General features: G+C 68.4%; 23 protein-coding genes and 1 tRNA gene. 11 read left to right on the forward strand and 13 right to left on the reverse strand.

Features of this window, described 5'->3' with window-relative positions; genetic code table 11:
- Nucleotides 1–58: 58 nt before the first annotated feature.
- A complete protein-coding gene (locus R9X41_RS18290; RefSeq protein ID WP_318631865.1) occupies nt 59–1,102 on the forward strand; it encodes a LacI family DNA-binding transcriptional regulator in 1,044 nt (347 codons plus the stop codon).
- A gap of 21 nt (nt 1,103–1,123) precedes the next feature.
- The gene (locus R9X41_RS18295) at nt 1,124–1,546 is read left to right on the forward strand and encodes a GFA family protein (RefSeq protein ID WP_318631866.1); all 423 of its coding nucleotides are present in this window, start codon (nt 1,124–1,126) and stop codon (nt 1,544–1,546) included.
- A 37-nt stretch (nt 1,547–1,583) separates the two neighbouring features.
- On the opposite strand, the gene R9X41_RS18300 is transcribed toward R9X41_RS18295, so the two are convergent.
- The 5 genes from R9X41_RS18300 to serS all read right to left on the reverse strand — a co-directional run bounded on the left by R9X41_RS18300 (nt 1,584) and on the right by serS (nt 8,564).
- Nucleotides 1,584–2,015 (reverse strand): hypothetical protein, encoded by a 432-nt coding sequence (locus tag R9X41_RS18300; RefSeq protein ID WP_318631867.1) that lies wholly within the window; start codon nt 2,013–2,015, stop codon nt 1,584–1,586.
- Between the two features lie 45 nt (nt 2,016–2,060).
- Nucleotides 2,061–6,158: a chemotaxis protein CheB gene (locus R9X41_RS18305; protein WP_318631868.1), complete on the reverse strand. Its 4,098-nt coding sequence runs from the start codon at nt 6,156–6,158 to the stop codon at nt 2,061–2,063.
- Between the two features lie 240 nt (nt 6,159–6,398).
- Nucleotides 6,399–6,968 (reverse strand): hypothetical protein, encoded by a 570-nt coding sequence (locus R9X41_RS18310; protein ID WP_318631869.1) that lies wholly within the window; start codon nt 6,966–6,968, stop codon nt 6,399–6,401.
- A gap of 136 nt (nt 6,969–7,104) precedes the next feature.
- Nucleotides 7,105–7,194: transfer RNA gene (locus tag R9X41_RS18315), tRNA-Ser, on the reverse strand.
- Nucleotides 7,195–7,241: 47 nt separating this feature from the next.
- The gene (serS, locus tag R9X41_RS18320; RefSeq protein WP_318631870.1) at nt 7,242–8,564 is read right to left on the reverse strand and encodes a serine--tRNA ligase; all 1,323 of its coding nucleotides are present in this window, start codon (nt 8,562–8,564) and stop codon (nt 7,242–7,244) included.
- 47 nt (nt 8,565–8,611) lie between these two features.
- Between serS and R9X41_RS18325 the strand changes: the two genes are divergently transcribed.
- Nucleotides 8,612–9,265 carry a CBS domain-containing protein gene (locus R9X41_RS18325; RefSeq protein WP_318631871.1) on the forward strand — a complete coding sequence of 218 codons (654 nt, stop codon included), beginning with the start codon at nt 8,612–8,614 and terminating at the stop codon, nt 9,263–9,265.
- A gap of 15 nt (nt 9,266–9,280) precedes the next feature.
- On the opposite strand, the gene ispH is transcribed toward R9X41_RS18325, so the two are convergent.
- Together ispH and R9X41_RS18335 are read right to left on the reverse strand one after the other, a co-directional pair.
- Entirely contained in the window at nt 9,281–10,255 is a 975-nt protein-coding gene (gene ispH / locus R9X41_RS18330; protein WP_318631872.1) for a 4-hydroxy-3-methylbut-2-enyl diphosphate reductase, read from the reverse strand.
- Nucleotides 10,252–10,716, reverse strand: coding sequence for an FKBP-type peptidyl-prolyl cis-trans isomerase (locus R9X41_RS18335; RefSeq protein ID WP_318631873.1), 465 nt, complete (start codon nt 10,714–10,716; stop codon nt 10,252–10,254). The genes ispH and R9X41_RS18335 overlap by 4 nt, the downstream gene beginning before the upstream one ends.
- 102 nt (nt 10,717–10,818) lie before the next feature.
- Between R9X41_RS18335 and radC the strand changes: the two genes are divergently transcribed.
- The 4 genes from radC (at nt 10,819) to R9X41_RS18355 (ending at nt 13,958) form a co-directional block, all read left to right on the forward strand.
- Nucleotides 10,819–11,496 carry a RadC family protein gene (gene radC / locus R9X41_RS18340; RefSeq protein ID WP_318631874.1) on the forward strand — a complete coding sequence of 226 codons (678 nt, stop codon included), beginning with the start codon at nt 10,819–10,821 and terminating at the stop codon, nt 11,494–11,496.
- A 30-nt stretch (nt 11,497–11,526) separates the two neighbouring features.
- Nucleotides 11,527–12,213, forward strand: a complete 687-nt coding sequence (locus R9X41_RS18345; protein ID WP_318631875.1) for a Smr/MutS family protein — start codon at nt 11,527–11,529, stop codon at nt 12,211–12,213.
- Nucleotides 12,214–12,476: 263 nt separating this feature from the next.
- Nucleotides 12,477–12,899, forward strand: a complete 423-nt coding sequence (locus R9X41_RS18350) for a ribbon-helix-helix domain-containing protein (RefSeq protein ID WP_318631876.1) — start codon at nt 12,477–12,479, stop codon at nt 12,897–12,899.
- A gap of 27 nt (nt 12,900–12,926) precedes the next feature.
- Nucleotides 12,927–13,958: an extracellular catalytic domain type 1 short-chain-length polyhydroxyalkanoate depolymerase gene (locus R9X41_RS18355; protein ID WP_318631877.1), complete on the forward strand. Its 1,032-nt coding sequence runs from the start codon at nt 12,927–12,929 to the stop codon at nt 13,956–13,958.
- A 13-nt stretch (nt 13,959–13,971) separates the two neighbouring features.
- On the opposite strand, the gene R9X41_RS18360 is transcribed toward R9X41_RS18355, so the two are convergent.
- From R9X41_RS18360 to R9X41_RS18380, 5 genes are all read right to left on the reverse strand, one after another.
- Entirely contained in the window at nt 13,972–15,558 is a 1,587-nt protein-coding gene (locus tag R9X41_RS18360; RefSeq protein WP_318631878.1) for an ATP-binding response regulator, read from the reverse strand.
- Nucleotides 15,551–16,009 carry a response regulator gene (locus R9X41_RS18365; RefSeq protein WP_318631879.1) on the reverse strand — a complete coding sequence of 153 codons (459 nt, stop codon included), beginning with the start codon at nt 16,007–16,009 and terminating at the stop codon, nt 15,551–15,553. Before R9X41_RS18365 ends, R9X41_RS18360 begins: the two co-directional genes overlap by 8 nt.
- Nucleotides 16,006–18,216 carry an ATP-binding protein gene (locus R9X41_RS18370; protein WP_318631880.1) on the reverse strand — a complete coding sequence of 737 codons (2,211 nt, stop codon included), beginning with the start codon at nt 18,214–18,216 and terminating at the stop codon, nt 16,006–16,008. The genes R9X41_RS18365 and R9X41_RS18370 overlap by 4 nt, the downstream gene beginning before the upstream one ends.
- A gap of 134 nt (nt 18,217–18,350) precedes the next feature.
- A complete protein-coding gene (locus R9X41_RS18375) occupies nt 18,351–18,659 on the reverse strand; it encodes a PQQ-dependent sugar dehydrogenase (protein WP_318631881.1) in 309 nt (102 codons plus the stop codon).
- Nucleotides 18,646–19,743, reverse strand: a complete 1,098-nt coding sequence (locus R9X41_RS18380) for an NAD(P)-dependent alcohol dehydrogenase (protein ID WP_318631882.1) — start codon at nt 19,741–19,743, stop codon at nt 18,646–18,648. The genes R9X41_RS18375 and R9X41_RS18380 overlap by 14 nt, the downstream gene beginning before the upstream one ends.
- Before the next feature lie 160 nt (nt 19,744–19,903).
- Between R9X41_RS18380 and R9X41_RS18385 the strand changes: the two genes are divergently transcribed.
- Nucleotides 19,904–20,383, forward strand: coding sequence for a C40 family peptidase (locus R9X41_RS18385; protein ID WP_318631883.1), 480 nt, complete (start codon nt 19,904–19,906; stop codon nt 20,381–20,383).
- Nucleotides 20,384–20,401: 18 nt separating this feature from the next.
- Here R9X41_RS18385 and R9X41_RS18390 read toward each other — a convergent pair whose 3' ends face one another.
- Nucleotides 20,402–21,391 (reverse strand): Bug family tripartite tricarboxylate transporter substrate binding protein, encoded by a 990-nt coding sequence (locus R9X41_RS18390; protein ID WP_318631884.1) that lies wholly within the window; start codon nt 21,389–21,391, stop codon nt 20,402–20,404.
- A 287-nt stretch (nt 21,392–21,678) separates the two neighbouring features.
- Here R9X41_RS18390 and R9X41_RS18395 point away from each other — a divergent pair, with 287 nt between their 5' ends.
- The 3 genes from R9X41_RS18395 to R9X41_RS18405 are packed head-to-tail and all read left to right on the forward strand — an operon-like array spanning nt 21,679 to nt 25,893.
- Nucleotides 21,679–23,904, forward strand: coding sequence for a TonB-dependent siderophore receptor (locus R9X41_RS18395; protein ID WP_318631885.1), 2,226 nt, complete (start codon nt 21,679–21,681; stop codon nt 23,902–23,904).
- On the forward strand, nt 23,904–24,863 hold the full coding sequence (locus R9X41_RS18400; RefSeq protein WP_318631886.1) for an alpha/beta hydrolase: 960 nt from the start codon (nt 23,904–23,906) through the stop codon (nt 24,861–24,863). Before R9X41_RS18395 ends, R9X41_RS18400 begins: the two co-directional genes overlap by 1 nt.
- A 31-nt stretch (nt 24,864–24,894) precedes the next feature.
- Nucleotides 24,895–25,893, forward strand: coding sequence for a siderophore ABC transporter substrate-binding protein (locus R9X41_RS18405; RefSeq protein ID WP_318631887.1), 999 nt, complete (start codon nt 24,895–24,897; stop codon nt 25,891–25,893).
- The last annotated feature ends 18 nt before the right edge of the window (nt 25,894–25,911 follow it).

Genomic DNA, 25,911 nt, shown 5'->3' on the forward strand with positions numbered 1-25,911 from the left:
CCGCGGCCGTCCATTACGATGCCCGGCTGACCTCGCCCCTTACGCGCCGCGCATTTCCATGAAAGCCAGACCCACCATCCGCGATGTCGCGCACGCCGCCGGTGTGTCGCTGGGCACCGCCTCCCGCGCGCTCAACCGCAGCGGACGGGTCAGCGAGGACGCGGTGGCCAAGGTGAGCAAAGCCGCCCGCCAGCTGGGCTACGAGCCCGACGCCATCGCCCAGAGCATGCGCACCCGCTCCACCGGCGTGATCGGCGTGCTGGTCTCCGACTTCGCCAATCCGCTCTACGCGCGCATCCTCACCTCGATCGAGACCGAGCTGCAGCGCGCCGGCTACACCTTGCTGCTGGCCAGCACGCACAACGACAGCAAGCGCGAGAAGGCGCTGATCGACCTGTTCCGGCGGCGGCGCATCGACGGGCTGGTGCTCGGCCCCTGCGAGAGCGAGTCGCCCGAATTCATCGAACGGCTGTCGGCCGAGCTCCCGCTGGTGGCGCTCGACCGCGACTTCTCTCCCGCCAGCACCGGCATCCAGGTCGACCACTACCACGGTGCCCTGCAGGCCACCCGCCACCTGCTCAACCTCGGTCACCAGCGCATCGCGCTCATGACGCCCGGGCGCGAGCTGCGGCCTGGCCGTGAACGCATCGCCGGTTTCACCGACGCCTACCGCGAACGCGGGCTGCAGCCCGACCCCAAGCTGATCCGCGCCGAGAAGTCGGCCATGGAGTTCGCCTTCAGCGAGGCGCTCGCCCTGCTGTCGGGCCCGCTGGCGCCCACCGCCTTCGTGTGCCTGGGCACGCGCATCCTGGCGGGCGTGCTGCAGTCGCTGCGGCATTCAGGCCGCTCGGTGCCCGAGGACGCGAGCGTCATCAGCGTCGGCGACGCCGACCTGGCCCAGCTCTTCAACCCCGCCATCACCGCGCTGGCTTGGGACCTGGAAGCCATGGGCCGGGTCATCGTGCAGCTCATGCTCAAGCGGCTCGACAGCAAGGCCACGCCCGAGCCCGAACGCATCGTCATCACCACCCAGCTGATCCTGCGCGATTCGTGCGCGCCGCATACCGGCGTGACCCGCGCCGCACGGACTTCGCAGGCCTGACCCACCGCCCGAGCAGCAACCATGTCCATCCGTTCCGTCGGCGGCGTCGCCGTCCAGCCCCGCCACCGCCTGTCGTGCCACTGTGGCGCGGTCGTGCTCGAACTCGACCTGCCCGACGGCATCGTCGACCCGCGACATTGCAACTGCTCGATGTGCCGCCGCCGGGCCGCGGTAGTTGCCTCGGTACCGCTGGCGGGCATCCGTGTCGTGCAGGGCGGAGAGCACCTGCGGCTCTACCAGTTCAACACCATGGTCGCCCGGCACTACTTCTGTGGCCGGTGCGGCATCTACACCCACCACCAGCGGCGCTCCCGCCCCGAGCTCTACGGCTACAACGTCGGCGGACTCGAAGGCATCGACCCCTTCCTCATCGAAGGCGTTCCGGTGAACGACGGGGTGAACCATCCGGCGGACCGGCCGCCCCACGATCGCGGCGCCGGTTGAACGAAAGCTTGGCTGCTGAAACCGCCCGGCGGCGCCTTCAGCGATCCATCGTCCGTCGTTCGCGGCTCTGATCGACCGCCTCCGCCAACCGGTCCATCACGCCACGAATCACGGCCACTCGTTCCACGAGTTCCGCCCGCAATGCCACGCTCCTGGAGACCAGTTCGCCCACGGTGGAATCAGGCAGAGCAGGCAACTCGGCCGGTGCGGCAGCGGGCCAGGCCAGGCTGATGTCGGCAACCGCCGCGTCGAAAAATCCGGCACGGCCCCTCACGGAGCGGTGCACCCAGTCGCACACCTCGTCTTCGAGTTGGTCACCGTTGAGGCTGGGACCGGGCGCGACGCATTGGATGACACCATGCAGCACGCCCCCTTCGTCGCGGATGCGGGCGGTCCACTGGCGGCTGCTGAACGTTGCACGGAAGGGATAGTTGCGACCGTTGAAGAACACTTCCGAATCGAATGTCATCCAAGACATGGAATTGCCCTTTCCGATGCACCGGCCGCCGCGCCGTTAGGTGGCGGCAAACGACATTCGACGTCCGATGGCGTCCATCAAAGCACTTTCGAGCGCGGTCAGATCTACGGGTTTTCCCAGGTGGGCATCGAAGCCGGCCGCCATCGCTCGCTGTATATCCGCCTCGCGCGCCATTCCCGATACCGCTACCAGCGCGATGTTGCGGGTGTCGGCCTGGCCACGGATGGCCTCGGCCAACCAGTACCCGTCGTGCTGGGGCATGCCGATGTCCGAAATCACCGCATCGAATTTGCCGGCGTCGAGCCGTTCGATGCCCTCGATCGCGTTCGACGCCGTCGTGACCAGGGCGCCCTCGTCCCGCAGGATCGAAGCGAACGCTTCGAGCATGTCCACCTCGTCGTCGATCATGAGGATGCGCATGCCCCTGAACCCGCCAGCCGGACTGGCGTCGAGTGTGCGCGCCGGCAGTCCGGCCAGGGGAAGCCACACGGTGAAGCACGACCCTTTTCCAAGCCCGGCCGAGCTGGCCGCGACCCGCCCGCCATGCAGGTCGACCAACTGCCGGACCAGCGCCAGCCCGATGCCCAGTCCCCCGCCGCGGCGGCTCGGCCCCGCGTCGACCTGGCCGAACATCTCGAACACGCCGGCCAGGTTACCGGCTTCCATGCCGATGCCGTCATCGGTCACGGTCAGCACGGCCATGTCGTCCTCGCGCGCCAGTCCGATCTGCACACCGCCGCCTTCGGGCGTGAACTTGATCGCGTTGGTCACCAGATTCCAGACGATCTGCTCGACGCGGACCGCGTCTGCGCGGATGTTCAACTCGGCGATATTCAGCGTCAGGTGCTGGCGCTTGGCCTCGATGTCGGGCGTGGCGGCCTCGACAATATTGCGCACCAGCTCTGCCATGTCCGTCATGGCCGGCGAGAGCACCAGCTTGGCCATGTTGGCGCGTGACAATTCGAGCAGGTCGTTGATGAGCTGTAGCTGGCTGAGCACGGCGCCTTTCATGGCATCGGTCGCCCGGAGCGCCCGTTTGTCGCCCTGAAAAGAAGGAAGCCGCGCCAGCAGTTGCGCGTTCATCTGAATGATCGACAGCGGGTTCTTGAGCTCGTGCGACACCACCGCCAGGAACTCGTCCTTCATGGTGTCCACCTCCTGCAGCCGGCTGCTGGTCGCGCGTTCGGCGCTCAGAGCCTCTTCGCGGCCTCGGTTGCGCATTTCCTCGGCCGTGAAGTTACGGCAAATCTTGGCAAACCCCGTGAAGCGGCCGTCGTCGAGCGGACTGGTGATGCCGCTGCAGAACACGCGCTCGCCGTCCTTGCGCAGGTGCCAGCGGTTGTCGTCGGCCCGGCCCGCTTCCCGGGCCTTGTGCAGTTCCTCGCGCGCCTTGCCGGCCTCGCGGTCTTCCGGCGTGAAGATCAGCTCGAAAGAAGCGCCCACCGCGTCGGCGGCGCTGTAGCCGAAGATCTTTTCGGCGCCCGGGCTCCAGGTGGCGATGGTACCGGCGGTGTCCATGGTGATGATCGCGTAGTCGCGCATGCTTTCGGCCACCAGACGCATGCGCCGCTCGCTCAGGCGCAGCTGCTCCTCGGTGGCGCGCCGCGCGGTGATGTCGAAGAAGGCCAGCACCGCGCCTTCGATGCGGTCGTCGGTGGTGCGGTAGGGCACGGCGCGTGCCAGGAAACAGCGCTGGTCGTCGCTGCGGACCTCGCGCTCGATGCGCTTGAGGTCGCGCAGCACGTCGCGCACGTCGACCGCGAGATCCGGGTAATCGAGCCGATGGGTGATGTCGAGCAGCGGTCGGCCGGCGTCGGTCGCCAGCAGGTTGAAGATGGTCGCCGCCTGCGGGGTGAAGCGTTTCACGCGCATCTCCCGGTCGACGAAGACCGTGCCGATCTCGGCGGAATTCATCAGGTTCTGGAGGTCGTCGTTGAGCTTGGAGGTGTCCTCCATGCGCAACGTGAGTTCCGTGTTGACCGTGGTCAGCTCCTCGTTGACCGCCTGCAGCTCCTCGCGACTGGTTTCCAGCTCCTCGCTGGTGGAGCGCAGTTCCTCGTTGATGGTCTGCAACTCTTCGTTGGATGCGCGCAGCTCTTCGGTGGATGCAGTGGATTCGCCCACCATGTTCTTCAGACGTTCCTGCGTCTTGAGCAGCTCGGCTTCCAGCGATTCCACCACCGGATCACGCAGCGCGATGCTGCCGGCTGGCACCACCATGCTTTCCTGGGCTTCGTCGAACACCACCAGCATCAGGCCGCGCGGCAGCTCGTCGGTGGCCGGGCGCACGGTCATGATCACGGTGTGGAGTTGGCCGCCGATGGTCAGGCGCACACGCGGCGCCTCCACGATCAGCCCGGTTTCGGTGGCACGGGTCAGCGCCGCACGCAACTCGGCACGCAGTTCGGGACGTGCCAGCGCCAGCAGCTTGGACGTGGGGGCGCCTTCGGGCAGCCGCAGCAGGTGCGATGCCCGCTCGCTCACATGCAGCACCGTGTCTTCGGCATCGACCAGCACGGTGGGCGGCGCATAGTTGCGCAGCACGCGTTCATGCAGCAATTCGAGCGGCGGCTTGGAACGCTCCTTGCTGGGTGCCCGCATGGTGGGCGACAGCTGCTCGGGAACCTTGCTGGGCAGCAAAGGCAGCGAACGCGCACGCGGCAACTTGGGACTGGCGCAATAGACACGATGGCTCTTGTTGACGCTCTCGAACAGCCCCTCCGCCGCATCGACGGTCTCGGAGCTGCCGAGAAACAGCAGGCCGCGCTGCTTCAACGCGAAATGGAAACTGCGCAACACCTGGGTCTGCGCGAACCGGTCCAGGTAGATCAGCAGGTTGCGGCAGCAGATCAGGTCCATGCGGGTGAACGGCGGATCGTGCAACACGTTGTGCGCCGAAAACACCACCATGTCCCGCGTGGCCTTGTTGATGCGCAGGCCGTTGTTTTCCACGACGAAGAAATTGCGCAGCCGGTCGGCGCTGACATCGCTGGCGATGGACGACGGAAACACACCGGTGCGGGCCGCAGAGATGGCGCGTTCGTCGATGTCCGATGCGAACAGCTGAATGGTCGCGCCCGCGCCGAGCACTTCGCGCAGCAGGATGCAGAGCGAGTAGGCCTCTTCCCCCGTCGCGCAGCCCGCCACCCAGGCGCGAAAGGGCTCGCCCGGATGGCGCTCGGCCACCCGGGAGCGCACCGCCTGCTCCAACGCGCCGAAAGCCTCGGGATCGCGGAAGAAATTGGTCACGCTGATCAGCATGTCCTGCAACAAGGCGGGCGTCTCGGGCAGCTCGGTGTCGAGCAGCTGCCGATAGGCGGGCAAGTCGGCCACACCATTGACCTGCATGCGCCGCTCCAGCCTCCGCAGCACCGTGCCGCGCTTGTAGTGCGAGAAATCGTGGCCGGTGCGCTCGCGCAGCAGGGCTTTGATCGAGGCCAGCGCCTCCTCGGCCTGCAGCTCTGCCTCGCCCTGCGCTCTTTCCACCAGCAGGCTCGGCGGCGGCGACGGCAGCTCGATGCGCCGGGCGTTGCGCCACAGCTCCAGCAGCTTGGATGCCATCTCCGCGATCGGGATCACGAAGTCCACGATGCCGGTCTGGATGGCCGCGCGCGGCATCGCGTCGAATTCGGCGTCTTCCGGACTCTGGGCCAACGCCACGCCACCGAGTTCCTTGATGCGCCGCAGGCCCTGTGCGCCATCGCTGCCGGTACCCGTCAGCACCACACCGATCGATCGCTCGGCTTGGGCCTGGGCCAGGCTGCGGAAGAACAGGTCGATCGGACTGCGGCTTCCTTCCATCGGCGTGAGGGGAAAGACGTCGAGATGGCCGTCCGTCATGACCAGCCGAAGGGCTGGCGAGATCACGTAGACATGGTCGACTTCGATCGGTGTCGTCGCCGTCACCGTGCATACCGGCAAATGTCCACTGCGCTGCAAAATTTCTCCGAGCAGACTTTCGTGCTCGGCGCTCAGATGCATGACCACCACGAACGCCATGCCGGGCGTGGGAGGCAGCGACGCCAGCAGGCGCTGCAACGCCGCTACGCCCCCGGCCGAAGCGCCGATTCCCACGACGGGAAACGGCAGGTCGGTTTTGGGGAAAGCGGGATCTTCCGGGTCTTGCAAAAGCATGTTGCGTCACGACGCGGTCGTGCAGAACGAAAGAACCAGCTCTGAGCGCGAAAGGCTCATCGGCGGCCGGAACAGGAGCTTGCTGAAAAGGGGAAGCCGAGGATGCCGGACCTGCCACTCGCGGCGGCATGGCGGGCAGCCATCGCCCGGTCTATCGGAAAGCAAGTGTAAGGGCGGCTTTACGAAGCGGCGGTTGCCAAAGGTATTGCGGCCACGCCGCCGCACGCTGCGGCAGGCGCATCAGTCGGGCGAGAACAGGCGCCGCCGGTCGATGTCGTTGTAGACGATGCGCTGCACGATGCCGGCGCGATCGATGTGGATGCTGATGATGCGCGGATTGTTGATGTCGCTGAAGCGGTAATCCCAGATCGGCCCGTCGAAGGTGGCGACCTTCACGATGCGCATCGGGCGGCCGTAGGTGCGCAGGATCTCGTCTTCGCGCGTCTGGCCTTGGACGATGCGGTTGAAGTTGTCATAGCGCAGCGCCTGGTCCTGGCGGATGAGTCGGCCGGACGTGTCGAAGTCGTAGTTCCAGACCTGGTAGCCGGCGGGCATCTGCGAGTACTGCAAGCGCTGGCCGCCTTCGGGCAGGGGGAATGACGCGGTGGGCGTGCCGAGGCGAGCCTGCACGGTGGCCGGGGTCGCGTTGCCGATGTCGCCCTGCGGCAGCCCCGCGCCACCGCCGCCGAAGAAGCCGAGGCCGCCACTGCTGGCGCCGAAATAGGTGCCGCCGCCGGCGCAGGCGCAGGCGGTGAGCACGACGGTGGCGGCAGCGAGGCTACCGAATCGAATCCAGGTTTTGTCGGGCATGGCTTGTCTCCGGCCAAAGAGCAAATCGTCTCCACGGCCAGTGGCGCGATCTGTCAGCGCATGCCCCGGACTGCGGCGCGCCGACGCCGCCAATGAAAAAAGCCCAAGTGAATCACTCACTTGGGCTTCATCATTTTGGCGGAGAGGGTGGGATTCGAACCCACGGTAGTGTTGCCACTACGCCTGATTTCGAGTCAGGTACATTCGACCACTCTGCCACCTCTCCTGTGTGTCGAGCCTCGGATTCTAGCAGGCAAAAATGCTGCGCTCCACTCAACCGCCGAGTTTTTCCACACCGCCCAGGTATGGGCGCAACACCGGCGGCACCGTCACCGAGCCGTCGGCGTTCTGGTAGTTTTCCAGCACCGCGACCAGCGCGCGGCCCACGGCCAGGCCCGAGCCGTTGAGCGTGTGCACCAGCTCGTTCTTGCCCACCGACGTCTTGAACCGCGCCTGCAATCGCCTCGCCTGGAAGGCCTCGCAGTTGGAGACCGAGCTGATCTCGCGGTAGGTGTTCTGCGCCGGCAGCCACACTTCCAGGTCGTAGGTCTTGGCTGCGCCGAAGCCCATGTCGCCGGTGCACAGCGACATCACGCGATACGGCAGGCCGAGCTTCTGCAGCACCGCCTCGGCATGGCCGGTCATGGCCTCGAGCGCCTCGTAGCTGTGATCGGGATGAACGATCTGCACCATCTCGACCTTGTCGAACTGGTGCTGGCGAATGAGCCCGCGGATGTCGCGGCCACCACTGCCCGCCTCCGAGCGGAAGCACGGCGTGTGCGCGGTGAACTTCATCGGCAACGCCGCTTCGGCCACGATCTCGTCGCGCACGAAATTGGTCAGCGGCACTTCGCTGGTCGGGATCAGGTAGAAGGCGGTCGCGTCCGGTGCGGCCTCGGCCTCCTGGCCGCCCTTCTTGGCCGCGAACAGGTCGCCCTCGAACTTGGGCAGCTGGCCGGTGCCACGCAGGGTTTCGGCGTTGACCACATAGGGCACATAGCACTCGGTGTAACCGTGCTCGCCGGTCTGCACGTCGAGCATGAATTGGGCGAGCGCGCGGTGCAGCCGGGCGATCGGGCCCTTCATGACGGTGAAGCGCGAGCCGGCGAGCTTGATGCCGGCGTCAAAATCCAGGCCCAGCGGGATGCCGATGTCGACATGGTCGCGCGGGGTGAAGTCGAAGGTCTTGGGCGCCAGGCCGCTCGGGCTCCAGCGGCGCACCTCGACGTTGCCGGCCTCGCCCTCGCCCACCGGCACCGATTCGTGCGGCAGGTTGGGCACCGCCAGCAGCAGCGCCTCGAGCTCCGGTTGCAGCTCGCCCAGGCGCGTGGCGGAGGCTTCGAGATCGGCCTTGAGCGAGGCGACCTCGGCCATCACGGCGTCGGCGTTCTCGCCTTTGGACTTGAGCTGGCCGATCTGCTTGGAGAGGCTGTTTCGCCGCGCCTGCAGGTCCTCGGTGCGGGTCTGGATGGTCTTGCGTTCGGCCTCCAGGGCGCGGAAGGCATCCACGTCGAGGAAGGACTGGGGGTTCTTGCGGGTCAGCAGACGGGCAAGGACGGCGTCGAGGTCGCGCCGCAGCAGGTTGATGTCGAGCATGGCGGCGATTGTAATTTTGCCGACCGCCTCCCCCGCCCCGAACTAACATGACCGCTTCTGTCCACGACGAAAGCAGCACGATGTTCCACGTCTACGGCGTCGGCGGACGCCTCTACAGCGGCGGTGCCGAAAACCTTCCGGTGGTGCCGGTGCAGCGACTGGAACGGCTGTCATCGGTGCAGAACTTCATGGTGGACGAGCGCCCGCCGGAAGAGCCCGCCGCCCCGGCGCCGCAGCGCAGCGCTCTGGGCCACGACGCCGTGGCCGCCTACGGCCAGGCCGCCTCGCCGCAGTTCGCGCCGACCCGCCTGCCGCGTGTGGCGGCGCAGTTCATGAGTACCGTCGTGGTCACCGTGCAGGCCGACGCCACGCTGGAACAGGCCGCGGCCTGGATGGCCCGCGAACACGTGGGGCAGGCGCCGGTGATCGACGAACGCCAGCAACTCGTCGGCATGCTGGGGCGTGCGCAGATCGTCGCGGGCGCCGCCGACCCGGAACAGGCGGTGCGCTCGGCCATGCTGTCGCCGGTGCCGGCCGCCTTGCCCGAAACCGATGTGCACCTGGTCGCGAAGGCGCTGCTGCAGACCGACCTGCCCGGCCTGCCGGTGGTCGACGGCGACGGGCGCCTGTGCGGCTTCATCGCGCGCGGCGATCTGCTGCGGGTACTGGCCGACGAGCCGGCACTGGAAGTCTGGGCCTGAGCGGCCTTTCGCGGGCTAGTCGGCCGCCACGGCGGGCGCGCCGTCCAGGCGCAGGCCCTTGGGCAGCGGAAACTTCACCGTTTCCTCGATGCCGTCCATGCGCCGCACCGCCACGGCGCCCAGCGCCTTGATGCGCTCGATCACCTCGCGCACCAGCACTTCCGGGGCCGAAGCGCCCGCCGTCAGTCCGACGCGCTGCACGCCGGTGAACCAGGCCTCGTCGAGCTCGCCGGCGTTGTCGATCATGTAGGCCGGCGTGCCCAGGCGCTCGGCCAGTTCGCGCAGGCGGTTGCTGTTGGAGCTGGTCGGGCTGCCGACGACGATGACCAGGTCGACCTGCCGGCTCATCACCTTGACTGCGTCCTGACGGTTCTGGGTGGCGTAGCAGATGTCCTGCTGCTTGGGCTCGCGGATCGTCGGAAAGCGCGCCCGCACCGCGGCCGAAATGCCCGCCGCGTCGTCGACGCTGAGCGTGGTCTGGGTGACCACCGCGAGCTTCTCGGTCTGGCGCGGCTGCACCCGGGCGACGTCGGCGATGTCTTCCACCAGGTGGATGCCCTCGTCGAGCTGGCCCATCGTGCCTTCGACTTCGGGATGGCCCTTGTGGCCGATCATGATGAATTCGAAACCTTCGCGCGCGAGCTTGGCCACCTCGACATGGACCTTGGTCACCAGGGGGCAGGTGGCGTCGAAGATGGAGAAGCCGCGGGCGCGCGCTTCTTCCTGCACCGCGCGGCTCACGCCATGGGCCGAGAAGACGAGCGTGGCGCCGGGCGGTACGTCGTCCAGGTCCTCGATGAAGATCGCGCCCTTGCGCTTGAGGTCGTCCACCACGAAGGTGTTGTGCACGATCTCGTGGCGCACGTAGATGGGGGCGCCGAACTTGGCGAGCGCCTTCTCGACGATCTCGATCGCACGGTCCACGCCGGCGCAGAAGCCACGCGGCTCGGCCAGCAGGATTTCCTCGACGGTGGCATCGGGCCGGCTCACAGCACGCCGATCAACTGGACTTCGAAACTCACCGGCTGGCCGGCGAGGGGATGGTTGAAGTCGAAGAGCACCGCGTCGGCACCCAGCTCCTTCACCGCACCGGCGTAGCTGCCCTGGCCGTCGGGCGTGGGGAACTGCACCACGTCGCCGACGTGGTATTGCTCGTCCGGATCGCCGAGTTCGGCCAGCAGCTTGCGCGCCACCCATTGCTGCATGTCCGGGTTGCGGTCGCCGAACGCGACGCCGGCCGGCAGTTCGAAGGTGGTGTGCGTGCCCTCGGGCAGCCCGATCAGGCATTGCTCGACCGCGGGCGACAGCTCGCCTGCGCCCAGCGACAGCGTGGCGGGCTTCTCGGCGAAGGTGTCGATGATGACGCCGGCCGGCCCGCGGAGGCGGTAGTGCAGCGTGAGAAACGAGCCGGGCTCGACGAGCGGGGCGGCGGAGGCGGTGGGGGAGGACATTCGTGACCCTATAAACTGAACCGTATTGTAGAAAACCGCCCTTTTCCGGGCGCCCGGCGGTGCTTTGGCACGGGCGTCCTCGCCGTTCCTTCCGTCTGTCGCATGACCGTCCAGTCGCTTCCCGCCGAGGCCCGTCCTCGCGAAAAACTGTTGGCGCGCGGCGCCGCCGCGCTCGGCGACGTCGAGCTGCTGGCCCTGCTGCTGCGCACCGGCCTGCCCGGCCGCGGTGTGCTGCAGATGGCGCAAGACCTGCTCGACCGCTTCGGCGGCATCGCCGGCCTGCTGCACACCACCGCCGACGAGCTCAAGCAGTTCAAGGGACTCGGCGGCACCGCCAAGCGGGCCGAGCTGATCGCGGTGTTGGAACTCGCCCGCCGGGTGCTGGCCCAGCGCCTGCGCGAGACCGAAGTCTTCGCCGACCCGCGCGAAGTACGCGAATACCTGCAATTGCAGCTCGCGCAAAAGCGGCACGAGGTGTTCGCCGTGCTGTTCCTGGATGTGCGTTACCGGTTGCTGGCCTTCGAGGAGCTGTTTCGCGGCACGCTGACGCAGTCGAGCGTCTACCCGCGCGAAGTCGTGTCCCGCGCGCTGCACCACAACGCCCACGGCGTGGTGCTGGCCCACAACCATCCGAGCGGCTCGGTCGAGCCTTCCAAGGCCGACGAGGTGGTCACCCAGCATCTGAAAGCCGCACTGGCGCTGATCGACGTGCGGGTGTACGACCACGTCATCGTCGCGGCCGGGCAGAGCCTGTCGATGGCCGAGGCGGGGCTGGTCTAGGTCGCGATTCACCACAGGGAGAACACGAGCGTGCAGCGTCGTCCTACCGATTCGCCGGCATCCGAGAGCCGCATCACCGCGCATGGCTTGCAGGATCTGGCGGCGATCCGGTCGGAGCTGGCCGCGCGTCAGGCCCGGGTGGCGGCCGAAAAGGCAGTGCGCGCTGCAGCGGCCGCCCGGCGCGAGGCCGCTCGGCACGTGTTCGCCCGGGCGGTCGGTAAGGTGCATCCTTTGCCGGACCGGGGGCGGGCCGTTTTCGAGCCTGAGCTGCCGCCACCTATTCCCGTGCAGCATCAGCTGGACGAAGCGCGGGTGCTGCTGGAGTCGATCAGCGACGACTTCGATGCCAGCACCTTGCTGGATACCGACGATGCGCTGAGCTTTCGCCGTGAGGGTGTGGGGATCGACGTTACCCGACGTCTGCGGCGGGGGGAGTGGGCCATTCAGCGGCAGTTGGATCTGCACGGGCTGCGGACCGATGAGGCGCGCGAGGCGCTGGGTGGGTTTGTTCGTGAGTCTGCCCGGCAGGGGTTGCGGTGTTTGCGCGTCGTGCACGGCAAAGGGCTGGGGTCTGTTGGCAAGACACCGGTTCTCAAAGGGCGCGTGCAGGGGTGGTTGATTCAGAAGCAGGAAGTGCTGGCTTTTGTTCAGGCGCGGCCAATTGACGGGGGGGCCGGGGCTTTGGTGGTTCTTTTGCGGCCTCTCAAGCGGCGGTAAGACGGTGTAGCCGGAGGCTTTGCTTCTGCCGAGCGGGCTGGTCTTTTTTCTTTTCTTCTCTTCGCAGAGGGTGGCGCTCGAGGCGCGCGAGCCCCCAACTCCACCCTGCGACCGGTAGAAGAAAAGAAGCCACGACAACGGCAGCCCAAACAAGGAGCAAGCCCCGTCTCCCAGCTCAGCAAAGATAGAAAAGCGGCATTTCCTCCAAAAACCGGAGGAAAAAACATCCACTTGGATGGCAAGAGCACGTATACACTGGCGGCATGCCCAAAAAGATCACCGCCCACACAGCCGCAATAAAAGCACCCGACGAAAAGATCACCATCAACATCGGCCACGTCGATCTAGGCCAGATCGACCTCCTCGTACAAGAAGGCTTCTTCTCCACCAGAACCGACTTCATCCGCAACGCCATCCGCCACCAGCTCAACACCCAGGCCGACGCAGTCAAACAACTGGTAGTCCGCAAATCCCTGGTCCTGGGCCTGCAGCACTACTCGGTAGCCGACTTGAAGGCCGTGCAGGCAAGCGGCGAAATGCTGCAGATCCGCGTCCTGGGCCTGGCGTCCATCGACGCAGCCGTCACCCCCGAACTGGCCCTGGCCACCATTGAGTCAGTTACCGTCCTCGGTGCCCTGCACGCCACCCCGGCCGTCCGCGCCGCCCTGTCCACCCGGCTGCGCTGACACCCCCAATCCGAGCAAAGGAAATCCATGGATTTCGACCTCCAGAAACTGATGACCCAGGCCACCCGCCTCACCCAGGGCGGCCGGCTCCAGGAGGCCGCCGCGCTTCTGCGCTCGGCCATGGGCACTGCACCCAAGACGGCACCGACGCCCCAGGCTCCGTTCGCTTCGCAAGACGTCATCGACGTACCAGCCCGCCGCGTCGACCAACCCACCCCCCAGCCGGGTGGTTTCACGGCGCACCATTTCTCCAACGGCGTCGACGGTCGCGACTACAAGCTCTTCCTGCCCACAGGCGCTGGAGCCGCACCGATGCCGCTGGTCGTCATGCTCCACGGCTGCACCCAGAACCCTGACGACTTCGCCGCCGGCACCCGCATGAACGAACTCGCCCAGGGGCAGGGCTTCGCGGTGCTCTACCCCGCGCAGTCGCGCAAGGCCAATCCACAGGGTTGCTGGAACTGGTTCAAGCACACCCACCAGACCCGCGAACGCGGCGAGCCGGCGCTGATCGCAGGCATGGTGCGCCAGGTGATGGCTAGCCATGCGATCGACCCGAAACGGGTCTACGTGGCCGGGCTCTCGGCGGGCGGGGCGATGGCGGCGATCCTGGGCGAGACCCATGCGGAGCTGTTCGCCGCGGTCGGCGTGCATTCGGGCCTGGCGGCCGGCGCGGCGCGCGACCTGCCTTCGGCCATGGCGGCCATGAAGGACGGTGCACGCCCCACGCAACGCTCAGCCGGCAGCGGCCGTCCGACCATCGTGTTCCACGGCGATGCCGATGCCACGGTGAACCTGCGCAATGCCCACGCGGTGGTCGCGGCTGCCGTTGGCCCGTCGGCGCAAGCCAAGGGCGAAAGCTCGTCGGTGCCGGGCGCACGGCCGGCCAGCCGCGATGTTTTTCGCCGACCCGACGGCCGGGTGCAGGCCGAACTCTGGGTGGTGCAAGGCGGCCCGCACGCCTGGTCGGGCGGGGGCGCGGGCAGCTACACCGATCCGTCGGGGCCAGATGCGAGCCAGGAGATGCTGCGCTTCTTCCGCGAGCATCCGGCGGACTGACCCGGCAGCGGCCTCAGCCCGCCCCGCGGCGCCAGGACTGCAGCGCCTGGCCCAGCACGTCGTGGATGACGGCCGGGTCGGCCGGCTTCACCAGGTGCGCGACGAAGCCCGCAGCGGTGGTCGCGCTCTTGTCGCCGGCCGCGCCATAGCCGGTGAGGGCGACGACCGGCAGGCGTCTGCTCAGCGCACGGCCGATCTCCACGCCGCTGCCGTCGGGCAGGCCCAGGTCGGTAAGCACGATGTCGAAGGGCTGGGCCGAGGCCGCCGCCAGCGCGGCGGCGCAGGTCTCGACATGCACCGGCGCCCAGCCGTAGTCCTCCAGGCACAGGCCCAGGGTTTCGGCGGCGGCGCGGTTGTCTTCCACCAGCAGCACACGCTTGCCGGCGTTCTCCACCTCGGCCGGCGCGGCCGGGCGATCAGCCGACACATCGGCACCGGCCTGCACCAGCGGCAGCCGCAGGGTGAAGGTGGCGCCCCGGCCCGGGCCGTCGCTGTGGGCCTGCAGGCTGCCGTCGTGCTGCGCGACCAGAAAACGCGCAATGGCCAGGCCCAGTCCGAGCCCACCGAAACGCCGCGACACCTCGCCGTCGGCCTGTTCGAAAGCTCCGAAGATGCGTTCCAGCGCCTCGGGCTTCATGCCCACGCCCTGGTCGGTGCAGGTGCAGACGAACTGGCCCAGTGCGTTGTCGACATGCCCTTCGAGCCGCACCTCGGTGCCGGCGGGGCTGAACTTGATCGCGTTGCGCACCAGGTTCGACACCACCTGCTGCAGCCGGGCGTCGTCGCCCACCACCCAGGCCGGTTCGGTGGCCGGTATGTAGACCAGGCGAACATTCTTCTGGTCGCTTTGCTCCTGGCTGGTGCGCGCGACCTGGCCGAGCACGTCGCGCATGTCCAGCACCTCGGGCTTGATGCCGAGCTTGCCGGTGGTGATGGCCGAGATGTCCAGCAGGTCGTCGATGAGGCGCGCCTCCAGCGCCACGTTGCGCCGGATGGTGGGCAGCAGTTCGCCGAATTTCGGCGGCACGGTGGCGACCTTTTCCAGCAGGTGCGCCGCGAAGGACATCGACGACAGCGGCGTGCGCAACTCGTGCGAGAGCACCGCCAGGAACCGGTCCTTGGCCAGGTTGGCGCGTTCGGCTTCTTCCTTGGCCGCCACCAGCCGAAGCTCGGCGTTGCTGCGCGCGGCTCGCTCGGCCACTTCGCGCATGGCACGTTCCAGCACCAGCGGCAGGCGCGAGAGGCGGCCCTTGCTCACGTAGTCGGTGGCACCGCGCTTGAGCAGGTCGACCGCGTTGTCCTCGCCGATCACGCCGGAGACGAAGATGAAGGGCACGAAGGCCGCGTGCTCGCGCGCCAGCGCCAGGGCCTCGTCGCCGCTGTAGCCGCCGAGTTCGTGGTCCGACAGGATCACGTCGTAGCTGCCGCGTCGCAGGGCCTGGGCGAAACCCTCGCCGTCCTGCACCACGTCGAGCGATGCGCGCGGATAGGCGGCGCGCAGTTCTTCGGCCAGCAGCTCGGCGTCGAAGGCCGAGTCTTCCAGCAGCAGTACCTTGATCGCCTGCGGCGACGGTTGCGGGGCCGGCGGTTGGCTACTCATAGGGGCGGGTGGCCTTGAAGGAGCCGGGCGGCGGCTCGTTGAGCACCGCCCAGAAAATGCCGAGGTCGGCGATGGCCGATACGAACTGCTTAAATTCGACCGGTTTCACCACGTAGGCGTTCACGCCCAGCTCGTAGCTGCGCACCAGGTCGGATTCTTCCTGCGACGAGGTGAGCATCACCACCGGAATGGCGCGCAGCGTGGCGCTGGCGCGCACGGCTTCGAGCACTTCCAGGCCGTTGACCTTGGGCAGCTTCAGGTCGAGCAGGATGACGGCCGGGCTGCCTTCGTCGCGGCCGGTGTATTCGCCTTCGCGCCGCAGGTAGTCCAGCGCCTGCGCGCCGTCGCGCAGCACCACGACTTCGTTGGCGAGCTGGCTGCGTTCGAGTGCCAGCAGTGTCAGTTCGAGGTCGCGCGGGTCGTCTTCGACCAACAGGATGGGTTTGATCATTCTTTGCTCGGATCGCTGTTCTGTTCGGGGGGCGGGTCGTCCCGGCGTGGAAGCACGAAGCCGAAAGTGGCGCCGACCCCGGGTTCGCCCCGGGCCCAGACGCTGCCGCCGTGCCGCTCCACGATTCTCTTCACATTGGCAAGACCTATGCCGGTGCCCTCGAATTCCTCGGTCTTGTGCAGCCGCTGGAACACGCCGAAGAGCTTGCCGACGTATTGCATCTGGAAGCCGACCCCGTTGTCTTCAACCTCCAGGCCGATGCCGTCCTCGCGCGACACCGGCCGTACCGCGATGACCGCATGGTCGCGGCCGCGGGTGTACTTGGCGGCGTTGGCCAGCAGATTGCGTACGGCCACCTGCAGCAGTACCGGGTCCGCGTCGAGCCAGGGCAGGTCGGGTTCGATCTTCCACTGGATGTCGCGCTGGCTTTCGCCGCGCGAGAGTTCGCGCACCAGGCTGTTCACCAGGTCCTGCGAGCTGAAGCGCCGGGTCTTCAGCGCCGAGCGGCCCATGCGGGAGAAGTCCAGCAGCGCGTCGACCAGTTGGCCGGCGAAAGCCGCGGCGTCCTTCACATGGCCCAGGTGCCGGTGCGCGCGGCTGCTGAGCACCTTGCCCTCGGCTTCCAGCACCAGGTCGGCATAGCCGGCGATGTGGCGCATGGGTGCGCGCAGGTCGTGCGAAACGGTGTAGGAAAAGGCTTCGAGCTCCTTGTTCACCCGGCCGAGCTCGGTGGCCACGGCGGCGAGTTCCTCGGCGCGGCGCAGCACGATGCCGATCAGCGCCTGGCGCAGTTCGGCCACGGTGCCGACCTCGGCGCTGGTCCAGGGCTCGCAGCGCCCGCCGATCTCCTGCGTCCAGCTGACGAAGCTGCGGCGCGGATGGATGCGGCCCACCGCATCGGTCAGAACCTCCTTGCGCGGATCGCCGGCCCAGGTGACGGTGCGCACGATTTCCGGGCGGAACCAGAAGATCACGTGCCGGTGCACCCGCGAGATCGACAGTGCCAGCACGCCGGCGGCGACATCGCGCCAGGCTTCGGCCGGGTGGTAATGCGTAACCAGGCGGTCGCTCTCATACACCTCCTGCCCGCTGCCGACCACCCAGGCGGCGAGTTCGAGCAGGGCATCGTCGCCCGGCGTGTCGCCCACGGTCCAGGCCTGTTCGTCCAGCACCACGGCGGCGCCCGTGGCGCGCGCCATGCGCAGGAACAGCGCGGGCTCCTGCACCAGGCCGCGCAGCGAGGCGTCGCCGTCGGACAGGTGGGCCACCATCTCCAGCGTGAGCTGGCGCAGATTGAGCCGCGCCTGCACTTCCAGGTTGGCGACCTGCGCCTCGATCTGCATCGACAGCAGCTGCCCGAGGTGGCTGCAGGCCGCGCGCACCTCGGGCGCCAGGCTCCTGGCGTCGTGGTCGTGGCAGGAGGCCAGGCCCCAGAGCTTGCCGTCGACCACGATGGACACCGACATCGACGCCAGCGTGCCCATGTTGCGCATGTATTCCAGGTGCACCGGCGAGACGCTGCGCAGGAAACTCTGCGACAGATCGACGGCGCCGGCGTCCACGCCGTCCACGCCGAGCAGCGGCACCGGCTCGTAGCGCGCGTCCGGAATCAGCCGGAAGCGGTTGGCCAGGTAGAGCTCGCGCGCCTGGCGCGGAATGTCGGCGGCGGGGAAGTGGTGGCCGCGGTAGCTGTCGTAGCCCGGCGCGATGGATTCGGCCAGTACCTCGCCGTGGCCTTCGGCGTCGAAACGGTAGATGAGGCAGCGGCCGAAGCCGGTGAGCGCGCGCAGTTCGGTGGCGGCCACGTCGAGCAGCAAGGGCGTGGTGCGCGCCGCCTGCAACTTGGGCAACAGCTCGCGCGCCAGGCTGTAGATGGGCGCCTCGCCGCGCACCGGCGGGGGCGCGGGCTCGAACTCCACGATGACCGCCCGTGCATCGCGGTAGGCCGTGGCCAGCATGGTGGTGTCGATCAACTCGACATGACCGAGGGAGACGGCGGCATGGCCATCGACCAGCGATTCGAGTTGCACGCGGTCGAGCGCTTCGACAGCGGCCTGCGCATCATGAACACGGGACCAGTTTTCGCTCCAGGCCCGCAGGGCCAGCGTGGCCGGGTCCAGCACCACCAGCCGCCCGTGAGGCTGGATAGCGCCGGGAATCCGGATCGGCTCGCGATCGCAACTGGCGATGTCGGCGGCAAAACTCATGCGGGGGAAGTCGGATAAAGGTTCGGCCGCATGCTGCAATCATGTTTCAGCATCGGGCGGCAACCGCCGATCATGCCAGTCGTACCGCCGATCGCCAAAACTCACGCGATAGAACCGCGCCGTACCGCTTGTTTTTAGCGGGCGAGCCGCATGAGCTTGCCGCTGTCGGTGAGCAGCGGCAGGGCGCCGTCCGGGGCCTGGCGCACATCGCGGAAACGCTCGCCCCGATCCGCGTACATCGCCTCGCGGGCCGCAACGGTGTTGCCCGACAGGGTGAGACGCCACAGCGCCTGGCCGGCCAGCGAGCCGGAGAACAACTGGCCGCGCCATTCCGGGAACATGGTGCCGGTGTAGAAGGCCAGGCCCGCTGGCGCGATCGCTCGCCGGCCGGCGGTTGTCGGAATAAGCCGGTTTTTCCGGCGGCGGGGTTCAGCCCTTCGCATCGTTGGACAGGCTCGCCATGTCGATCACGTAGCGGAAGCGCACGTCGCCGTCCTCCACCTTCTTGTAGGCGTCGTTGATGTCCTGGATGGAAATGATTTCGATGTCCGGCGCGATGCCGTGCCGGGCGCAGAAGTCGAGCACTTCCTGAGTCTCGGCGATGCTGCCGATCAGCGAGCCGCCGACCGACTTGCGGTGCATCGCGGTCTCCATGTTGTTGATCGGCTTGAGCGGCTCCAGTGCGCCGACGGCCACCAGGGTCTTGTCGCGCTTGAGCAGTTCGACGAAGGGGTTCACGTCGTGCTTCTCCGGCACGGTTGACAGGATGAAATCGAAGCTCGCCTTGAGGTTGGCCAGGGCGCCCTGGTCGTCCTCGAGGATGCCGGTGACGCCTAAGCGCGCGGCTTCGTCGATCTTCTCCGGCGTGCTGGTGAACACGGTGACCTTGGCGCCCATGGCCTTGGCCAGCTTGGCCGCCATGTGGCCCAGGCCGCCGAAGCCGAGGATGCCGACCTTGTCGCCTGGCTGCACTTTCCAATGCCGCAGCGGCGACCAGGTGGTGACGCCGGCGCAGAGGATGGGCGCGGCCGCCTCGGGCTTGAGGCCGGCGGGGATCTTGAGCACGAAGTCTTCCTTCACGACCAGCGTGTCGGAGTAGCCGCCGAAGGTGTTGTCGCGTCGGTACATGTTGTCGCCGGTCGGCGCTTTCTTGGCCGGCACCATGGGGCCGTTGTAGGTGGCCAGCCAGCTGTTGGGGCCTTCACAGTAGTTCTGGAAACCGGCCTGGCAGGCCGGGCACGCGCGGCAGCTGTCGATCATGCAACCCACGCCCACCACGTCGCCGACCGCGTGCCGGGTGACGCCGGGGCCGACCCGTGTCACCTTGCCCACCACTTCGTGGCCCGGCATGCACGGGTAGACGGTGTTGGACCACTCGTTCTTCACCTGGTGGATGTCGGAGTGGCAGACGCCGCAGAACATCACCGCTATCTCGACCTCGTTCGCGCCGGCTTCCTCGCGCTCGAAGTGAAAGAGCTTGAGGCTGCTGAAGGAATGCCTGGCGGCATAGCCGTGGGACTTGATCATGGGAGCTCCTTGGTGGATGGGCGTCATGGCGCGACCGGCGCCTGGAGGTGGCCGGTTCCAGCGCGGCGGCGACCTTACGGCGCCGGGCGACGCGGCCGTCGTCGGCCGGTAACCCGCTGTCGCGGTGCCGGCTTCCTACAGCCGCGCCTACACTGCCGCGATGCGCTTCATCACCGCCCTGCTGACGGCCCTGCTCGCCGCCACCCTGGTCGCCTGCTCCAGCAGCGGGCCCGTCGCGCGACCCTCGCGCATCGTCTACCCGGAACTCAGCGCCGAGCAGTCCTCGGACATCGCCTTCCACGCGCTGGGCCTGGTCGGCACGCCGTACCGCTATGGCGGCAACACGCCCGAAGGCGGCTTCGACTGCAGCGGGCTGATCGGCTATGTGTACCGCGCCCGCGCCGGCCTGGTGCCGCCGCGCACGGTAGCCGAACTCGGCGGCTTCGGCACGCCGGTGACGGCGGGCGAACTGCGCACCGGCGACCTGGTCATCTTCGGCAGCGGCCGGCCGTTCCATGCCGGCATCTACGTGGGCGAAGGGCGCTTCGTGCATGCGCCCTCCACCGGCGGCGAGGTGCGCATGGACCGGCTCGCGTCGACCTACTGGAGCCGCCTGGCGGTGGACTACCGCCGACCCTGAACCTCCCGGGGCGGCGCCTCAGTCAACCCGCGCGCCGGAGTCCTTCACGATGCCCGCCCAGCGCACCAGCTCGGACTTGACCGAGTCGCCGAACTGCGCGGAGCTGGTTCGCCAGGGCTCCGCGCCCTGCTGGGCCAGACGCTCCTGCACGTCCTTGGCGGCCAGCGCCTGGTCGATGGCGCCGTGCAGCCGCGAGACGATGTCGGCGGGCGTGCCGGCCGGCGCGAACAGGCCGTACCACGGCGTGAAGCCGAAGCCCGGCAGGGTCTCGCCGATGGTCGGCGCGTCGGGCAGCACCGCCACCCGGCGCGGGTTGACCACGCCCAGCACCTTGAGCTTGCCGGCCTGGATGAAGCCGATGCACGAGGGCAGGCTCTGCACCGAGATCGGCACCTGGCCGCTCACCACGTCGGTGGCCGCGGCCGCCGACGACTTGTAGGGCACATGCTGGATGTCGATGCCGGCCTGCTTGCGCAGCACCTCGGCGATCAGGTGGTTGAGCGTGCCGTTGCCGGCCGAGGCGTAGGAGATGCTGCCCGGTCTGGCCTTGGCCAGGGCGATGAGCTCGCGCACCGAGTTCGCCGGAAAGCCCGGGTTGGCCACCAGCACGTAGCCGGCGGTGGCCACGGCGGCCACGGGTTCGAAGTCCTTTACCGGATCGAAGCCCGGCGTCTTGTAGAGCGCGGGTGCCACCACCTGCGCGCTGTCGCTGGTGAGCATGAGCGTGTAGCCATCGGGCCGCGCCTTGGCTGCGTAGGCGGTGCCGATGTTGCCGCCCGCGCCCACGCGGTTGTCCACCACGAAAGACTGGCCGAGCAGCTCCGACACCCGCTGCAGCACGATGCGGGCGATGGCGTCGTTGGCGCCACCCGCGCCCTGCGGCACCACCACGGTGACCGGACGGGCCGGCCAGGTTTCCGCGAAGGCCGTGCGGTGCAGGCCCGTGCCGCCGCATGCGCCGGCGAGCGTGGCGATGAGCGCGGCGCGTCGCGTCGGGCGAAGGTTCATGGTGTATCTCCTCTCTCTGTGTTTCGGGCAACCGGCGATCTTGGGTGATCCGGCCGGGGGCACGCATCGGTGCTTACCTTGGCGTCGGGCACGGCAATGCCATCGCCCTGACACAAACCGACAAACTTCCTGTTCACAAATAAATACGATTCGCATTCGCATGTAACGCCGTTGCTACGGAACGCATGTCTGCAGGGCCGCCACGGCCTGTGCGAAGCGCCAGCCGCCGTGTCGACACGACCGGCGCGCGGCACCACAAGAATCAAAAGTCAGGGAGTCGTTTTCCGATGCCAAGCACCTCGAAGCCCCGGCTCGCGCCGTCGGCGTGGGCCATTCATCTCGCACTGCTGGCGATGCCCGCCATGGCGCAGACCACCACCACCACGCCGGCCGCCGTCGGCACCTTGCAGGAAGTGAAGGTGCTCGGCACCGCCGAGGAAGAGCTCAAGCAGGCGCCGGGCGTCTCCACCATCACTGCCGAAGACATCGAGAAGCGCCCGCCGGCCAACGATCTCTCCGAGATCATCCGCACCATGCCGGGCGTCAACCTTACCGGCAACAGCGCCTCGGGCCAGTACGGCAACAACCGCCAGATCGACCTGCGCGGCATGGGCCCGGAAAACACCCTGATCCTGATCGACGGCAAGCCGGTGGCCTCGCGCAACTCGGTGCGCATGGGCCGCAGCGGCGAGCGCAACACGCGCGGCGACACCAACTGGGTACCGGCCGAATCGGTGGAACGCATCGAGGTGCTGCGCGGCCCGGCGGCGGCGCGCTACGGCTCGGGGGCGGCCGGCGGCGTGGTCAACATCATCACCAAGGCGCCGGGCAAGACCTTCGCCGGCTCCGTCACCGCCTATACCCTGCTGCCGCAGCACAGCGACGAAGGCAACTCCAGCCGCCTGGGCTTCAATCTCAGCGGGCCGCTGGCCGACAAGTTCTCCTTCCGCCTCTTCGGCAACGTCGCCAAGACCGACGCCGACAGCCTGGGCCTCAACGCCACCTCGCTCAATACGGCCGCCGGCGCCATTCCCCCCGCCGGCCGCGAGGGCGTGCGCAACCGCGACATCAACGGCCTGGTGCGCTGGGATCTGGCGCCCGGCCAGGTGCTGGAGTTCGAGGCCGGCTTCAGCCGCCAGGGCAACATCTACGCCGGTGACCGGGCGGTCAGCGCCACCGGCACCGCGCTGACCGGCGAACTCGCCGCCATGGGCGCCGAGACCAACACCATGTACCGCCAGACGGCCGCCATCACCCATCGCGGCAACTGGTCCTTCGGCACCTCGCGCACCTACCTGCAGTACGAGGGCACGCGCAACTCGCGCCTGAACGAAGGCCTGGCCGGCGGGCCGGAAGGCAGCATCGGCGACGCCAATGCCAAGTCGACCTCGGTGCTCGACAACTACAGCCTGCTGAGCGAGGTGAACATGCCGATGAAGCTCGGCGGCTTCGACCAGGTGCTCACCACCGGCATCGAGCTGCGCCAGGAAAAGCTCGACGACCCGTACTCCATGTCGCAGAGCACGGGCAACGGCGGCGCCATCCCGGGCCTCGCCAGCAACCGCGACGGCAAGGCCAGTGCCGACAACGTGGCCTTCTTCATGGAAGACAACATCCAGTTGAATTCGCGGCTGATCCTCACGCCCGGCGTGCGCCTGGACCGCCACAGCCAGTTCGGCACCAACGTGAGTCCGAGCCTCAACGCCTCGTACAAGCTCACGCCGGAATTCACGCTCAAGGGCGGCATCGCGCGGGCCTTCAAGGCACCCAACCTCTACCAGTCCAATCCCAACTACCTGTACTACACGCGCGGCAACGGATGCCCGAACCTGTTCCCCTCGCTCGGCGCGGGCTGCTATGTGCAGGGCAATGCCGATCTCGATCCGGAAACCAGCGTCAACAAGGAGATCGGCATCGCCTGGAACAGCCGCGGCTACGCCGCCGGCATCACCTATTTCCACAACGACTACAAGAACAAGATCGTCGCGGGCATGGTGCCGGTGGGCAACACCGCGAGCAACGGCCGGATCCTGCAGTGGACCAACGCGCCCAAGGCCATCGTCCAGGGCTTCGAAGGCAACCTGACCGTGCCGGTCACGCGCGCGATCCGGTGGAGCAACAACTTCACCTACATGATCGAGAACGAGGACAAGACCACCGGCGAGCCGCTCTCGGTGATTCCGCGCTACACCGTCAACACCCTGCTCGACTGGCAGGTGAGCGGCGCGTTCTCCATGCTCTTCACCGGCACCTTCTACGGCAAGCAGGAGCCGCGCAACCTCACCCAGACCGGCGCCGCCGCCACCGGCGCGGCCCTGGCCCCGCGCGACGCCTACAGCCTGTGGGGCATCAGCGCCAACTACGACTTCACGGCCAAGACCCGGGTGCGCGTCGGGGTCAACAACATTTTCGACAAGCGCCTGTTCCGCGAGGCGGTCAACTCCAGCGCGGGTGCGGCCACCTACAACGAGCCCGGCCGCTCGGTGTTCGTCAACCTGACCTCGGCGTTCTGATGCGCGGCCTCCTTGCCAGCCGGCGGGCGTTGTTGGCCGGCACGGCGCTGGCCTGGGCCACGGCCGGCCGGGCGCAGCCCGACCTGTCGCGCCCGGCCGGATCGGGCCTGGCCGACAAGCCCTCGGCCACGCACCGCTTCGACCGTTTCGAAGTCGACTCCGCCGATGGCCGACGCCGGCTGCGGGTGCAGCTCGCCCTGCCGCGCGGCACGCCGCCCGCCACCGGCTGGCCGGTGCTCTACCTGCTCGACGGCAACGCGGCCTTCGAGGCGGTGGAGGCGGCGCAGCTCTCGCGCCTGTCGGAGCAGGGCAGGCCGCTGGCTTTGGCCGCGATCGGCCATGCCAACGACCAACGCTTCGACGTGGCCGCCCGCACGCTCGACTACACGCCGCCCGCGCCGCCGTCCGAAGGGGATACCGATGCCGAACGCGGCCGGGCCACCGGGGGCGCCGACGCCTTCCTCACGCTGATCGAAGGCGCGATCAAGCCGCAGGTCGCCGCACGCATCGCCGTCGACCCCGCGCGCCAGTCGCTCTGGGGCCATTCCTATGGCGGGCTGTTCGTGCTGCACACGCTGCTGCGCCGGCCGGACGCGTTCGCCCGCTACATCGCCGCCGATCCGTCGCTGTGGTGGCGCCAGGGTTTCATCCTGAGCGAAGAAGCCGATGCCGCGCCGCTGCCGGCGGCAGGCGTCGAACTGCTACTGATGACCGGCAGCGCGGCCAGCGGCGACGAGGCCCGGCCGCGCCCGGGTGTGTCGCCCGAGGCCATCGCCCGCATGCGCCAGGCGCGTGCCGCCGTGCCGCCAGATGCCGCCCGCCGCTTCGTCGAGCGGCAGTCCACCCGCGCCGGCCTGCACGCCCGCTACCGCATGTTCGAGGGCGTGTCGCACGGGCCGATGCTGGCCGCCTCGCTGCCGCCCGCACTCGATCTGGCCGCCGCGCCGGCCGTGCGCTGATCCCCATCCATTCCATTCGAGGACCGTCACCATGACTGGCTTATTCACGCGCCGCGCCACCGTGGCCGGCCTGGGCGCTTGCTTCGTGCTGCTCACCCTCCCGGCGCAGGCCGCCGAACGCACGGTGCAGCACGCCCAGGGCCGCACCCGCCTGCCCGCCACGCCGCGCCGCGTGGCGGTGTACGACCTGGCCGCGCTGGACATCCTGCAATCGCTCGAAGTGCCGGTCGCCGGCGTGCCGGCCGTGCGCCTGCCGGACTACCTGTCCGACTACGGCGGCAAGGCCTTTGACAAGGTCGGATCGCTCTTCGAGCCGGACATGGCTGCACTGCGCGCCGCCGCGCCCGACCTGATCGTCGTCGGCGGCCGTTCGGCGTCGAAGTACGAGGAGCTTTCGCGCGTGGCGCCCACGCTCGACCTGTCGACCGGCACCACCGATTTCGTCGCCAGCGTGATCCGCAACATCGTGCTGCTCGGCACCGTGTTCGATCGCCAGGCCCGCGCCGAAGCGCTGGCCGCGCAGTTGTCGATCGCCGTGCGTGGGCTGCAGGCCCAAGGCGAGCGCGCCGGTCGCGGGCTGCTACTGTTCGCGGTGGGCGACGGCTTGGTGCCGCAGCCGCCCAAAAGCCGCTTCGGCGTGGTGTACGAGCTCGCCGGCATCGCCTCGGTGATGCGCGAATCCGACGCCGCGCCGGCCGCCCGCCGCGCCGCCACCGAGCCGGCGCAGGACGCCGCCGCCACCGAGGCCGCGCGTCTGCAGCAGGCGGCGGCCAACGCCAGGCGCCTGGACGAGATGCTCGCGCGCCAGCCCGACTGGCTCTTCGTGCTCGACCGGCCGGCTGCGACCGGCGGTGCGCCCATCGCTGCCGGGCTGCTGGCCGCCCACCCAGGCGTGGCCGCGACGCCGGCCTGGCGCCGCCAGCAGGTGGTGCAGCTCGATGCGCCGACCTGGTACCTGGTCGGCGGCGGCTACACCGCGCTGCGTTCGTCGGTGACGCAGATGGCGACGGCCTTCGGCCAGCGCGGCTGACGCGGCCGGCCGGGTGGC

It is taken from the genome of Xylophilus sp. GOD-11R (assembly GCF_033546935.1).
GTDB lineage: Bacteria > Pseudomonadota > Gammaproteobacteria > Burkholderiales > Burkholderiaceae_C > Xylophilus.

Coding starts and splice junctions, on each gene's coding strand:
- R9X41_RS18290 (WP_318631865.1), top strand. CDS start 59: ATGAAAGCCAGACCCACCATCCGCGATGTCGCGCACGCCGCCGGTGTG.
- R9X41_RS18380 (WP_318631882.1), bottom strand. CDS start 19,743: ATGATCAAGTCCCACGGCTATGCCGCCAGGCATTCCTTCAGCAGCCTC.
- R9X41_RS18350 (WP_318631876.1), top strand. CDS start 12,477: ATGCCCAAAAAGATCACCGCCCACACAGCCGCAATAAAAGCACCCGAC.
- R9X41_RS18355 (WP_318631877.1), top strand. CDS start 12,927: ATGGATTTCGACCTCCAGAAACTGATGACCCAGGCCACCCGCCTCACC.
- R9X41_RS18405 (WP_318631887.1), top strand. CDS start 24,895: ATGACTGGCTTATTCACGCGCCGCGCCACCGTGGCCGGCCTGGGCGCT.
- R9X41_RS18390 (WP_318631884.1), bottom strand. CDS start 21,391: ATGAACCTTCGCCCGACGCGACGCGCCGCGCTCATCGCCACGCTCGCC.
- R9X41_RS18295 (WP_318631866.1), top strand. CDS start 1,124: ATGTCCATCCGTTCCGTCGGCGGCGTCGCCGTCCAGCCCCGCCACCGC.
- R9X41_RS18395 (WP_318631885.1), top strand. CDS start 21,679: ATGCCAAGCACCTCGAAGCCCCGGCTCGCGCCGTCGGCGTGGGCCATT.
- R9X41_RS18305 (WP_318631868.1), bottom strand. CDS start 6,158: ATGCTTTTGCAAGACCCGGAAGATCCCGCTTTCCCCAAAACCGACCTG.
- R9X41_RS18310 (WP_318631869.1), bottom strand. CDS start 6,968: ATGCCCGACAAAACCTGGATTCGATTCGGTAGCCTCGCTGCCGCCACC.
- R9X41_RS18400 (WP_318631886.1), top strand. CDS start 23,904: ATGCGCGGCCTCCTTGCCAGCCGGCGGGCGTTGTTGGCCGGCACGGCG.
- R9X41_RS18365 (WP_318631879.1), bottom strand. CDS start 16,009: ATGATCAAACCCATCCTGTTGGTCGAAGACGACCCGCGCGACCTCGAA.
- R9X41_RS18375 (WP_318631881.1), bottom strand. CDS start 18,659: ATGCGAAGGGCTGAACCCCGCCGCCGGAAAAACCGGCTTATTCCGACA.
- R9X41_RS18370 (WP_318631880.1), bottom strand. CDS start 18,216: ATGAGTTTTGCCGCCGACATCGCCAGTTGCGATCGCGAGCCGATCCGG.
- R9X41_RS18385 (WP_318631883.1), top strand. CDS start 19,904: ATGCGCTTCATCACCGCCCTGCTGACGGCCCTGCTCGCCGCCACCCTG.
- radC (WP_318631874.1), top strand. CDS start 10,819: ATGACCGTCCAGTCGCTTCCCGCCGAGGCCCGTCCTCGCGAAAAACTG.
- R9X41_RS18300 (WP_318631867.1), bottom strand. CDS start 2,015: ATGACATTCGATTCGGAAGTGTTCTTCAACGGTCGCAACTATCCCTTC.
- R9X41_RS18325 (WP_318631871.1), top strand. CDS start 8,612: ATGACCGCTTCTGTCCACGACGAAAGCAGCACGATGTTCCACGTCTAC.
- R9X41_RS18360 (WP_318631878.1), bottom strand. CDS start 15,558: ATGAGTAGCCAACCGCCGGCCCCGCAACCGTCGCCGCAGGCGATCAAG.
- R9X41_RS18335 (WP_318631873.1), bottom strand. CDS start 10,716: ATGTCCTCCCCCACCGCCTCCGCCGCCCCGCTCGTCGAGCCCGGCTCG.
- serS (WP_318631870.1), bottom strand. CDS start 8,564: ATGCTCGACATCAACCTGCTGCGGCGCGACCTCGACGCCGTCCTTGCC.